10 protein-coding genes are annotated in these 12,777 nt (G+C 59.0%); 4 read left to right on the top strand and 6 right to left on the bottom strand.

From position 1 onward, the window contains the following. The first annotated feature begins 746 nt into the window (after window positions 1-746). Entirely contained in the window at window positions 747-896 is a 150-nt protein-coding gene (locus tag ASG19_RS24350; protein WP_156466596.1) for a hypothetical protein, read from the top strand. A gap of 273 nt (window positions 897-1,169) precedes the next feature. Here ASG19_RS24350 and ASG19_RS22790 read toward each other — a convergent pair whose 3' ends face one another. From ASG19_RS22790 to ASG19_RS22805, 4 genes are read right to left on the bottom strand one after another with little or no spacing between them, the layout of a single operon-like run. After that, window positions 1,170-1,973, bottom strand: a complete 804-nt coding sequence (locus ASG19_RS22790) for an ABC transporter ATP-binding protein (protein ID WP_062463499.1) — start codon at window positions 1,971-1,973, stop codon at window positions 1,170-1,172. 8 nt (window positions 1,974-1,981) lie between these two features. Next, entirely contained in the window at window positions 1,982-3,022 is a 1,041-nt protein-coding gene (locus ASG19_RS22795) for an iron chelate uptake ABC transporter family permease subunit (RefSeq protein WP_244476268.1), read from the bottom strand. Further along, window positions 3,019-4,062 carry an iron ABC transporter permease gene (locus tag ASG19_RS22800; RefSeq protein WP_062463353.1) on the bottom strand — a complete coding sequence of 348 codons (1,044 nt, stop codon included), beginning with the start codon at window positions 4,060-4,062 and terminating at the stop codon, window positions 3,019-3,021. Before ASG19_RS22800 ends, ASG19_RS22795 begins: the two co-directional genes overlap by 4 nt. A 2-nt stretch (window positions 4,063-4,064) precedes the next feature. Beyond that, entirely contained in the window at window positions 4,065-5,066 is a 1,002-nt protein-coding gene (locus ASG19_RS22805) for an iron-siderophore ABC transporter substrate-binding protein (RefSeq protein ID WP_156466597.1), read from the bottom strand. Window positions 5,067-5,356: 290 nt separating this feature from the next. Here ASG19_RS22805 and ASG19_RS22810 point away from each other — a divergent pair, with 290 nt between their 5' ends. Continuing rightward, a complete protein-coding gene (locus tag ASG19_RS22810) occupies window positions 5,357-7,486 on the top strand; it encodes a TonB-dependent siderophore receptor (protein ID WP_062463359.1) in 2,130 nt (709 codons plus the stop codon). Between the two features lie 71 nt (window positions 7,487-7,557). Here ASG19_RS22810 and ASG19_RS22815 read toward each other — a convergent pair whose 3' ends face one another. Together ASG19_RS22815 and ASG19_RS22820 are read right to left on the bottom strand one after the other, a co-directional pair. Then, window positions 7,558-8,451, bottom strand: a complete 894-nt coding sequence (locus tag ASG19_RS22815; RefSeq protein WP_156466598.1) for an AraC family transcriptional regulator — start codon at window positions 8,449-8,451, stop codon at window positions 7,558-7,560. Window positions 8,452-8,934: 483 nt separating this feature from the next. Further along, a complete protein-coding gene (locus tag ASG19_RS22820; RefSeq protein WP_244476264.1) occupies window positions 8,935-9,897 on the bottom strand; it encodes a LysR family transcriptional regulator in 963 nt (320 codons plus the stop codon). Between the two features lie 46 nt (window positions 9,898-9,943). Here ASG19_RS22820 and ASG19_RS22825 point away from each other — a divergent pair, with 46 nt between their 5' ends. Next, window positions 9,944-10,900 (top strand): NmrA/HSCARG family protein, encoded by a 957-nt coding sequence (locus ASG19_RS22825; RefSeq protein ID WP_062463502.1) that lies wholly within the window; start codon window positions 9,944-9,946, stop codon window positions 10,898-10,900. Window positions 10,901-11,418: 518 nt separating this feature from the next. Then, window positions 11,419-12,777, top strand: a complete 1,359-nt coding sequence (locus ASG19_RS22830) for an SAF domain-containing protein (RefSeq protein WP_062463368.1) — start codon at window positions 11,419-11,421, stop codon at window positions 12,775-12,777.

Raw genomic sequence — 12,777 nt, forward strand, 5'->3', positions numbered from 1 at the left:
CGAGAACGAACGCGAAGAGAGCCGCGGCCATAACACCGAGCACGCGTGCGCGACCTGGATAAGCCTGCCTTTCCCAAAGGAGAAGCGAAGCTGACACCAGCAGCGTTCCGATTGTTAAGTACCAGAGAGTTTGTAAATCGATCTGCATTGCTCTGCCTGCCTCGAGTCAAAGCCTACAGGGAGGTGTTTGAAGGATTCTTTACGTAGCCTCCTATGCCGCCGACATGGTTGGCGTAACGTTAAGCGTGGCGTTACATGCCTGCACTAATGCATAGGGTTGATTCTCGCTGTCATACAACTTGCCAGCGGATCGAATGTGACGTCGCATCTTCAGCCGCCGCGAGACCCGCACCTAGTGCCAGATGATATCGTTTTCAGTACAGAAAACATCATCGATTTGCATCCAACCGAGAGCGCCATTGAAGCTGCCCGGCATATAACCAGAATGTCGCCTCGTCATTCCCAACCGCCTGCACCAAGGGAGCCGAGCGAAGCATGATCTCGCTGGGCGGTGCGTTCGCTGCCGCTCAGCGCCAGTGTGGCAAGATCCACCCTGTTGCGCCGCAACAAAGTCTGGGTCGTGTTTCTGTGAACAGTGGCAGCCTGGTCAGTCTGGCGAGAACGAGCCGACGACGAAGTTGTAGCGCTATCATACTTCCACGAACACTTGCCAATCGACAAACCTCACAATAGCTTACGTTATGCGCGGTAGAATTCCATCTGATGTTCTTCTCCGGCCTGAAGACTTGGCTCTGCTCGAAAGAGTATTTGCGCAGGCAGTGCCGATACACGACACGCATCCCGACGAGCTCGCGATGCTGCTTTTCCGCTTGTTCCAGGAAGGAATGAGAGACGAGAAGAAACTGCTGACAGCGGCCGAAGCGTGGTTCCTGTAAGCCGACCTTGCGCCCTTTGACCCGATCGACAGCGAGGAGGTAGCAGATGCCGTCTCGGTTACCTTCGCAAGCGGAAAGATCGAACAGTACGATCTGGTCGTCATTGCGGAGGGCGTGGGCTCATCGACCCGCCAACTTGTAATCCCTCGGCAGGCTGACACAGCGTTCCTCTACTAATGAGCTGATGAACTGCCTAAGGAATCTTAGTGATTTAATCTCTAATGACCGGGTCGTAGGTTCTGGTCCCATCAAGGAGCTATATGACCTTGCCGTTCAACACCCCAAAACGCGATACCGGCCGATCGGCAGCATCATGGGACGGCCGGAGACCGGGTCGGTGATGATCTGGCTTTCGAGCCCGAATACGGCGCGGATGTTCTGTTGCGTCAGGACCTCTTCGGGGGAGCCGGAGACATGGACCCGACCCTTGGCGATGGCGACCAGATGGTCGGCGTAGCGAGCGGCAAGGTTTAAGTCGTGCAGGACCATGACAACAGTCGTGCCACGCTCGCGGTTGAGATCGGTCAGAAGGTCGAGAACGTCGATCTGGTGGCTGATGTCGAGAAAGGTCGTGGGCTCGTCCAGCAACAGGATGTCGGTCTCCTGTGCCAGCGCCATGGCGATCCAGACGCGTTGGCGTTGACCGCCGGAAAGCTCGTCCACGGGTCTTTCGGCAAGTTCGGTCGTGCGTGTGGCGGTCAATGCCGCATCGACGGCTTCGTCATCCTTACGCGTCCAACGGGAAAACAGGTTCTGGTGCGGATGTCGGCCGCGGCTAACTAGATCGGCAACCGCGATGCCCTCAGGTGCGATCGGCGACTGGGGGAGGAGGCCCATGGTCCGGGCAAGCAGCCTGGCCGACATGCGGTGGATCGACTTGCCGTCGAGCAGAGCCTGACCTTCCCGCGGGGCCAGAAGCCGCGACATGGCTCTCAGCAGCGTGGACTTGCCGCAGGCATTGGCGCCGACGATGGCCGTGATCCTGCCCGGCGGGACCGTCAGGTCGAGGTCATGCAGGATGTTGCTGGTGCCGTAACCGGTCGACAGCCCGTGGGCTTCGAGCGTGTGTTCTGGCATTGCACTGTTCATAGGGCGCTTCCGGTACGGTTGACGCGTACGATCAGGTAGATGAGGTAGGGTGCGCCCAGCGCTCCGGTCACGACACCGACCGGATAACGGCTTGGCAGCAGGAACTGACCGGCGAAATCGCCAGCCAGCACCAGCACCGCCCCGATCAGAGCTGCCGGAACTAGCGGCGAACTGCTACTGCCGACGATACGCGCGGCGATTGGCCCAGACAGGAAGGCGACGAACGCGATCGGCCCCGATACGGCGGTCGCCGAGGCGATCATGCCGACGGCAGCAACCATGATCAGCATGCGGGTCCGCGCCACTCCTACGCCGAGGGCGGATGCCATATCGTCTCCGAGGCGCAGCGCTTCCAGATCGCGGCTGCGGCTGAGCAGAAGGCCGCCGAACACGGCAAGCGAAGCGAGAAGCGGGATTGCCTGGCCGAGTTGGGCACCGTTAACGCTGCCGGTCAGCCAGCGCATCGCCTCCTGCAGGTTCCAGGCCGGTGCGCTGGAGAGGATATAGGCGATGATGCTTTCCAGCATGGCCGAGATGCCGATGCCGACCAGGATAAGCCGTGTTCCGGCCACTCCGTTGCGGAAGGAGAGGCCGTAGACGAGCATGGAAACGCCGAGCCCCGCGACGACTGCGATGATTGAAACGAACGGACCGTTCAGCGACAGGACGATGATGGCAAACACCGCCGCAGCACTTGCGCCTGAGGTTATCCCGATGATGTCCGGGCTTGCCAACGGATTGCGCAACATCAGCTGGAAGGTGACGCCGCCAAGACCGAAGCTCAATCCGGCAAGAACCGACATCACAGCACGCGGCAGCCTCAGCTGTCCGACGGTAAAGGATGCGCCTCCGATCTGTTCGCCGAGCAGGACACGGATCACCTCGAGTGGTGGCGTCACGGTCTGACCGATGGCGAGGCTGAGCGCAAACAGCGCCACGACCAGCAGCGCCAGAATGGAAACCACGCTTCGGTAGCGGCGCTGTCGGCGTCGGCGATTGGCAATCAGTGTCTGCAGCGAGGTGGAAACCATCGTCAGAGTTCTCGCACGCGCTGGCGGCGTACGATCCAGATGAAGACCGGCGCTCCGATCAGCGCAGTCAGGATACCCACATCGATCTCCGCCGGCCGGGCGGCTATGCGGCCCGCAATATCGGCGGCGATCAGTAGACAGGCGCCGCCGAGCGCCGAAAACGGCAGAAGCCAGCGGTGGTCTATCCCGACCAGCAGCCGGCAGACATGCGGTACCACAAGTCCGAGGAACCCGATCGGACCGCAAACCGCGGTCGTCGCGCCACAAAGAAGGATCGCGCCGATCGAGGCGCAGGCGCGGGCAAAGGCAACGCGTTCGCCCAGACCCGCGGCAAGCTCGTCACCCAGTGCCAGCAGGTTCAGCTTGCGGGCCGAAACAAGGCTGATCGCAAAACCGACGGCGAGAAACGGCAGGACCGGCCAGATCCTCTCAAATGTCGCACCGCCAATGCCGCCGATCTGCCAGGAGCGTATGCCGCCGGCTATATCGGCGCGTGGCAGAACCATGGCAATGACGAGGGAAGTAAAGGCGACTGAAGTCGCGGCCCCCGCCAGCGCCAGCTTCAACGGCGTCGCGCCGCCACGCCCGAGCGAGCCGATCGTATAGACGAACACGGCAGCGAGCGCCGCTCCTGCGATCGCCCACCAGATATACGCTCCCGCTGTCTCGATCTGAAACCCGACAATGCCGATCACCACGGCGAGCGACGCACCCATGTTGACTCCGAGGATACCGGGATCGGCAAGCGGATTGCGGGTGACGCCCTGCATCACGGCGCCGGCAAGACCAAGTGCCGAACCGGCAAAGAGACCAAGAAGCGTGCGCGGGATACGCAAGGCGACGGCGGCCTGGCCAAGGTTGTCCGTTCGGCCAGCGAGAGCAGCAGTGATATCGCTCCAGCTCACATCGCGTGTGCCAACCGTAACCGACAACGCACAGAGTGCGGCGAGCAGCGCCACGACACCGGCAAGCCACAAGGCGCGGTTGCGGTTCGATTTCGCGATGGCCGATATGCGGTGTTTCGCGTCGGTGCGGCGAGCCGTCATCATCACTTCGGAGCGGTCGTGCCCGCGGCCTTGGACAACAGCGCCACGTAGTCCTTGAGCAGCCATGAGATCGAAAGTGGCGTCGGGTTTGCGGACGTGCCCAGCGGATTGCGGCTGAGCATGACGAGGCCGCCCTTCGCCACTGCCGGCATGCGCGAGGTCAGCGGATTGGTTTTCAACGCATCGGAAAGCTTCTCGCCTCCATAGGTGACGACGATATCCACGTCGTCGAAGGCATCGATCCGCTCGGCACTGACGGATCCGGAGAACTTGCCCGAGTGCGAGGCCTCCACCACGTTTTTCGGCGAGGTCAGGCCGAGATCGGCAAAGAACTTCACGCGGGTATCGTGGGATGTGTAAAAGTTGACCGTGCTGAGGTCGGTCGGGTCGAGATGGGTGATGAACATCGCCGACTTCCCCTTGATTTCCGGATGACCGGCGACCGTCTCCGCAATCTGTCCCTCGATCCTGGTGATCAGGGCCTCGCCTTCGTCCGACATGCCCATGCCGGCGCTGTTGAGACGGATCATCGCCCGCCAGTCTGTCGACCAGGGCCCGTCTGGAAAGGCAACGACTGGGGCGATCTGGCTCAGCGTGTCGTAGTCTGCCTGGCTGAGGCCGGAATAGGCGGCAAGTATCACATCGGGCCGGGTTGCGGAGACCGCCTCGAAATCGATGCCGTCTCCCTCGTCGAACAGCACAGGCGTCTCGGCACCAAGTTCCTTCAGTCGCTCCGCCACCCAGGGCAGTACGCCATCACCGTCATCATCGCCGAAATTTGCGCGGGCAAAGCCGACAGGAACGATACCAAGCGCGAGCGGCACTTCGTGATTGGCCCAGGCGACGGTTGCGACGCGCACGGGTTTCTTCGTGATATCAGCGGTTCCGAGCGCGTTCTTAAGGACGATCGGATAGGCCTGACCGTCGGCTGCGGCCGCCACGCCCGGAAGCGCAGAGAAAAGACCTACTGCCGCAAATCGCACGGCAAGGAGAAAAGACCGCATCATCGGGTTAACCTCTGCCTCGCTTTAAAAGTTGACGTTTATTTTCAGGTTCACGAGACGGCGTCAACGAGAAGCCGACAGATGCGCAGATCTTGGCCTGCAATTTCCGTGGTTTTTTACAATTTATGGAAACTATACAATACCGGACAACGATTCTCAAGTTATCAGCGTTGCAGGGGACATTTCTGGTAAGACAATTTGCTGCGGCTAAGGCATTTCAAGTGCTTGGGCGGGTAATGACTTTGCGGCCTTTCCCCCTAAAAGATCACGCCAACCTTGGAATTCGCACTATGGATATGGATTTAGCAGGCCGCCGCGCGTACCGGATTACCACCTCGAAAGCTGTCCTTCTCGCTTGTACGGCGCTTGTCTCGCTGTCGCCGACCATGTTGGCGGCGCAGGAAGCCGGCAGCTCGATGTCCAATACGACCTTGGCGCCGATCGTGATCAGCGGAAGCGGCACGACGCTCGATACGAGCAACGATTCCCTATCGATCGTCGCGACGGAGACCACCGCAGTCGGCAGAATGCCGACCGATATGCTCGTTGCGCCGGCATCCATCTCCGTCATCACGTCGAAGGAGATCGAGCAGCGTGGCGCCGACAGCGTCGAGAAGGTGGTGCAGTATACGGCTGGTGTGGTGACCGACTATTACGGTGGTGACGATCGTTACGACTATATCGATATTCGTGGTTTCACGCCTTACACCTATCGCGACGGGCTGGCGATCGGCCGCACATTCGGCGGCGTCAAGGAAGAACCCTATGCCTATGAGCGCATCGAGGTTCTGAAGGGCACGAGTTCTTCGGGATTCGGCGCGGCCGAACCGGGCGGCGCAATCAATTACGTGACGAAGCTGCCGAAGACCGAACGCTTCGGAGAGGTCTATGCCACCGGCGGCTCATTCAGCCACAAGGAAGGTGGCTTCGACTTCGGCGACAATCTGACCGAAGACGATACGCTGTCCTACCGTCTCACCGGCAAGTTCCAGAATGCTGATGCGGAATACGATTATTCCAAGGACAACGAGAAGTTCCTCATGGGCGGCCTCACATGGCGCCCGACCGATCTTACCAGCCTGTCCTTCGTTTTCGATCATCTCGACAAGGACGGCATTCCGGGCAGCGGCGGTCAGCCGATCGGGTCGGACTTTGATCGCGACAAGTTCTTCGGTGAGCCGGACTATTACTTCCTGACCACCAACCGCAATTCCTACAGCCTGATGTTCGACCACGACTTCGACAACGGACTGAGCTTCGGTTCGAAAGCGCGCTACAGCAATTCGGATATCGCGTTCGGAAGCGCCTATCTGTCCAATACGCGTACCGACGGCTCTAACCTTGCGGATCGCTACTTCTTTGGAAGTGATACCTCTACCGAGCAATTCGTTGTCGATGCGCACCTGATGTTCGAAAAGGATTTCGACGATGTCGAGAGCCGGACGCTTGTCGGCATCGATTACAACAACTTCAAGTCGGACAATTACGGCCTTTACGATACGAGTGCACCGCCGATCAGCACCACAGATCCGGTCTATACCGGGGGACCGGTTTCGACTGTCCCAACCTACGGTACCGCAAACGACCAGAAGACGACGGGCCTGTACCTGCAGCAGGATCTGACCTTCTGGGACAAGCTCACCACCAGCATCGGCGTGCGCAACGATTGGTTCGATCTGAGCCAGGACGACCTTTTCTCGAGCGCGTCGGATTCCGATACGCAGAGCAAGTTCACAAAGCGGTTCGGCGTAAGCTACAAGATCACCGAGGAAGTCGCAGCATTCGCAAGCTACGCCGAGTCTGCTGCACCTCCCGGCATCGGGACCGAGCCCACGACTGGACGCCAGTATGAGGTTGGCATCAAGTACCGTCCGGAAGCCTTCCCCGCACTGTTCACGGCGTCCGTCTATGACCTGACGAAGAGCAATATCACCGTCTACGACAGCGTCACCTATCTGCCGTCGACAGTCGAAAAGGTCCGCCACCGTGGTTTCGAACTTGAAGCCAAGGCAGAAGTGACCGAGAGCATCGACGTGATCGCAGCCTATAGCTATATCGAATCTAAGATCGACGAGCCCGGTGGCGTCAATGACGGCAATCGTCTGATGCGTGTACCCAAGCACCTGGCATCTGTGTGGACGACCTACACGCTGGACGGCGAGGGCGCCCGCGGCGACATGACGTTCGGCGTCGGCGGCCGATACATGGACTCCTACTTCCTCGATCTTGCCAATAGCGGATCTTCGGAAAGCGCCTTCGTGTTCGATGCCTCCTTCACCTACAAGATCCAGAAGAATACGACGTTCCAGCTCAACATGAGCAACGTGTTCGATGAAAAGCACATTGCAAGCCAGGACAGCGGCGGCGTCTATTACAATCCAGGCCGTACCGTCATGGCGACGCTGCGTCAGACCTGGTAACGCGGAACTCGAAACGATAAAGCCCACGCGCCTTAAAGCGGGTGGGCTTTTTCTTTGGGATCACATCGTGGCTAGCGTACCTGCAGCATCCGCCGCCAGGCGGCGGGGGTCTCGCCGGCGACCTGTCGGAATGCCTTAGTGAAATGCGCCTGGTCGGAGAAACCGAGCTGCGCTGCAATACCTGCAACTCTCAAGTCATTGTCCAGCAGCAGTTTCTTGGCAAGATCGATCCGCCGGGCGAGCTGCCACTGGAGAGGGGTCTTGCCTGTCGTCTGCTTGAAGACGTTGGCAAACCAGCTTTCCGACAGGCCGACGGTGGCCGCCATTTCAGCGACGGTCATCCGGCAGTCACCAAGCCCGTCGATGCGGGCGGCAAGCTTGTTCATCTGCGCTTGGGTCAGACGGCCGTCGGCTTTGCCAGCAAATTGTTCGGAGATCTCGAGCAGTCCGGTGACGATGCTGCCGACCAAGCTTTCCGCATAGACCTCATGACGAGAGAGATTGTCCAGTTCTTCGGCGAGCAGACCGGCAAGCACCTGCAGACCCGGCGCATCCTGTAATTCCGCAGGCTGTTTCAGCGCTGACAATGCGGCAGCCTGCCCGACCGATGGCGACAGGAAGCGCAGCAGACGGTCTTTATGAATATGCAGGTTGAGATGCGAGAAGCGATGAAGTGACGTGCTCGTCGTCCACATCGGCACGCCCGCCGGAATGTAGATTGCCCGGGTCAAGGGCCGGTGATTTCGCTCGAAGTCGCCACTCTGGTTCGAGATGCGGACCCGCGATGATACGTCATCGAAGAAGACCATGATGCGCGGGTCGGCTGCAAGGTAATAGCCGCTGGCGCCTGCTTGGCTTTCCGCCTCCCAGAGAGCGCCGACTATGCCATCGAAGCGTCTCCATTTGACCGGGGAGATCACGCGAATGCCATCTGTGCGCCAAACCATTGAATGCCAGAAAGTCAAAGGGCACACAGCTCCTAGCGGCTCGCGTTGCGCGACGCCAATGCATGTCTAACAATCTTGAGAGATGTATCATGCTAGAGAGAGATTCATCAACGGTGATGGATCAGTCGGCCGGGCTCGGTTTGATATCAGGGTAAAGAGGCGTCCGCTGGATGGATTTCTCAAGGCTTCCAGAACGAAAATAATATTGGCTTAAATAATTGAATCTTTTGCAGAATTCTGTCGTTTGCCGGCAATGTTCAGCTTTAAAAATCTAAGCGGCGATTGCAGATACAACAGTGCCGGACAACGTCGCTTGCAAAGCCTAACTTATTGAAATTTCTAGAAAGTCGTGGAAGGGGTCGCTGGCTCAGATCCCTTCAAGACCTGGAAGTTTAGGAGACTCAGCCGCCGCTCCCGATGTATCAAGCCTCTGCAGCGGTCCGGTTTGCGCTAGAAAATCCCAAGATGATGAACCGAAGCTGCCCAGCCTGCGTACTCTTCCTAGCTTGCTGTCAGATGCTGAATAAGTTCACGTACCCAGCGTTGGCCTTGATGTCCGTGGCTGCGCTCATGCCATATCAGCGCCACCCCGAAACTTTCCGACAGCCACGGAACTTCCATAACATCGAGTAAAGGCCCGGTGGTCCCCAGTAGCCGCCGCGGTACCAGGGCGACGAGGTCACTGGAGGCAACCATTACAGGAACGACCAGGAAGGAGGCGGCCGAGGCAGCCACCCTTCTCTGGCAGCCCTTTGCCGCCAGTAAGGCATCGACCGGCGTATAGAAGCTTCCGCCGGAAGGGGAGACGATCACCTGTTCGAGGCCGGCGAAACCTTCCACCGTTGCCGCGTCCTTGATCCGCGGATGCCCTTTCCGCCCAATAAGAACATAGTTCTCCTTGAACAGGTGGCGGGTGCGAAGGTCCTGATGATCTGGATCAGGAGTGGCGATGGCGAAATCGACATCTCCCTGTGCTAGTTGCCGAGGTAATGTCGGCGGGTTCAGGCGATGAACCGCGACCCGTATCTTGGGAGCTTGCTTGCGCAAAGCCAGCATCAGCGGGACTGCCACCGTGGCTTCGACATAATCCGTGCAGGCGACGGCCACCTTCAGCTCTGCGGTCTCCGGGGCGAACCTGTCATGACTTTGGAGCATGTTGCGAAACTGGTCCAGCGATGCCCGCAGCGGTTCCAGAAGATCGAGCGCCTTCGCCGTCGGTATCATGCCTCGGTGGGCAGGAACGAGCAGCGGGTCCTCGAACAGGTCGCGGAGACGGTTCAACTGGGCGCTGAGGGCTGGCTGGCTCAGGCCAAGCCGAGAGGCCGCCTTCGTGACGTTCCGCTCCGCGAGAAGAACTTCCAGGCTGACGAGAAGATTGAGATCTATTCGAGATGTATCCATCCGTTGGATGGTAGCACAGAAAGGAATCGATTTCTCAGATACGTTACAGTCTGCGATGACCATCCCTCAAGGAGCATCAGAGAAGCTCCAACAGGTGATGGAGATCCACATGTCGTTCGAACGCAAACCCCTGGTCGTCGTGGCTGGCAGCCTTAGCAAGCAGGGCCGCAGCGTCGCCCATTCCTTATTGGGAAGCGGGCGGTACCGAGTGCGTGCCCTTACGAGTCGTACCGGTTCCGCCGAGGCAACTCGGTTGGCGGGACAGGGGGCAGAGCTTGTCGAAGTGCCTCTCGCGCTCAACCACGGGAAGGATCTCGTCAAGGCATTCCAGGGCGCGCAGATGGCCTTCCTGATGACCCCAGGTGTCGTCCCGCCGGCGGACTACGAGTTCGACATCGGGAAGGAGCTTGCGGACGCCTGTGTTCAAGCCGGCGTCGGCCACATCGTCTTCAGTTCGCTGGAAAACGTCGACAGCATTACAGCTGGAACGGGTTTCGCGCCGCACTTCACGGACAAAGCGAGGGTAGAGGCATACATGCGCGAGCTTCCGATCCGAAGCTCGTTCATTCAGCTCGCATTCTTCTACACTAACCTGCTCGAATACTATGTTCCGCGCAAGGACGGCGACGCGCTGGTTTTTCCGGTCTACCTGCCCCAACATTTTCAAGCTCCGTTTGTCGATCCGCTGACGGCGACCGGACCCGCGGTCTTGGAGATCTTCGATCACCCGGACGCCTATGCTGGTCATACTCTCCCGGTCATCGGCGACGTCCTCTCTCCGGCCGAGATGATCGAGACGTTCACCCGCGTCACCGGACGGAACGCCGTCTACGCCTCCGCCTATAGCTCCAAGGAACTGATCAACCACTTTCCCGAGTTTGCGAAGAACGAGGAGCTCGTCCGCGAGATCATCGGTATGGCGGAATATGCGGTAGAGCAAGGTTATTTCCGCAAAGACCGGGATTTGGGATGGAGCCGACGGATCAACCCAGCGAGCCTGAGTTGGGAGCAGTTCCTCAAGACGACGAACTGGAATGGCGATCGAAAAGCGTTTGGTATCATCTAGCCGCTAAGGACTGACGGCGACCGTAACGTGGGTGGCTGTCATCCCGCCTCAATTATCCTCCCGACGCCTTCGAATTTCAGCGGGTCGCTGGTTGGATCCCTTTAAAGGCATGCGTCGAAAGAAATCGTAGCCGCTGAACATTATACGAAGCTTCTGCAAACGGCTGAAGCTTCAGGGAACATATCAAACTTAGGTCGCAAAAGTTCTCGTTCCAACCGCTTAGTAGCCCCGAGCATTATTCGCTCGAACCGGCCACATCATTTAGAATTTCTAATGATTCGGCAGATAATTCTAAATTGAGCTAATTGCTTATCCACCCTACACTCTCCTGATAGCCGTTGTGGGAGGCGGCTAGGAGGCGCAGGCTACAGTGCCGCGTTCCTCGGGAGGAGACACTATCGTCGGCGCAACCGTATTCGCGGAGGCACATCTGTGCCTGACATCCGAGAAGTGCGTGTGACTGATGATCGCTCCGGCCGGGCTCTCCAGAACGGTATTCCCCAGCCGAGGATTTTGAAATGAATCTCTACTCACTGCTTTCGCTTCGTGCCGCCGATGGACGTCCTGTCAGGGTCGGCCTGATCGGGGCCGGCAAGTTTGGCTCTATGGTCATGGCACAGGCCCAGAAGATCCTGGGCCTTCACCTCGTTGCCGTCGTTGATCTCGATGTCGGCAAGGCAAAGGAATCGATGAGCCGTGTCGGCTGGCAGAAAGAGCGCTATGCCGCTACCAGCTGCGGGGATGCCATCAAGAACGGCACGACATTTGTCACCGATGATGTCCAGGCGATGTTCGACTTCGGCGAGATCGAATGCGTTATCGAGGCGACGGGCCATCCGATTGCTGGAACCCGTCATGCGCTGGGTGCTATCGAGAGCAACAAACACGTGGTCATGGTAAACGTCGAAGCCGACGTCATGGTCGGACCGATCCTGGCGGAAAAGGCTCGTGCCAAGGGCCTGATCTATTCGATGGCCTATGGCGACCAGCCAGCGCTGATCTGCGAACTTGTCGACTGGGCGCGTGCGACCGGCTTTGAGATCACTTCTGCCGGAAAGGGCATGAATTTCGAGCCGCGCTATCGCTATTCGACACCGGATACGGTCTGGGGACTGTTCGGCTGGACCGAAGAACAGGTGGCCGCCGACAACCTCAATCCGAAACTCTACAATTCGTTTACTGACGGCACCAAGGCGGCGATCGAAATGGCAGCCGTTGCCAACGGAACTGGGCTCGATTGCCCGGATGACGGCCTGGCTTTCCCTCCGGCGGGTTTGCACGACCTGGCGCGCGTGTTCCGCCCGGTCTCCGATGGCGGCCGCATGGCGCGCTCGGGCCTGGTCGATATCGCGGCCAGCCAGGAGCCGGATGGCCGCGAAGTCTTCAACAACATCCGCTACGGCGTCTTCGTCACGTTCAAGGCGCATAATGAATATGCCCGCGCCTGCTTCAAGCAATACGGACTGCTGACAGATCCGTCTGGCTGGTATGCCTCGATGTGGCGTCCGTTCCATATTATCGGCCTCGAGACTTCGATCAGCGTACTGTCAGCAGTGCTGCGCAACGAGCCGACCGGCTGCTCCAAGGAGTTCCGCGGCGATGCCGTGGCGACTGCCAAGAAGGACATGCAGCCTGGCGAAATGCTCGATGGCGAGGGCGGCTACGCCGTCTGGGCCAATGCCATCCCGGCAAACCGAAGCCTTGATCTCAAGGCGCTGCCAATTGGTCTTGCACACAACGTCAAGCTCAAGCGGCCGATCAAGAAAGACCAGATCGTCTCCTTTGACGATGTCGAAATCGTCAATGATCTCGATGTGGTGGAGCTGCGCCGGGAAATGGAAGATCGCTTCCGCCCGGTCAAGATCGCTGCGGAGTGA

The sequence above is a fragment of the Rhizobium sp. Leaf306 genome (assembly GCF_001423425.1).
In the GTDB taxonomy this organism is placed as follows: Bacteria; Pseudomonadota; Alphaproteobacteria; order Rhizobiales; family Rhizobiaceae; genus Neorhizobium; species Neorhizobium soli.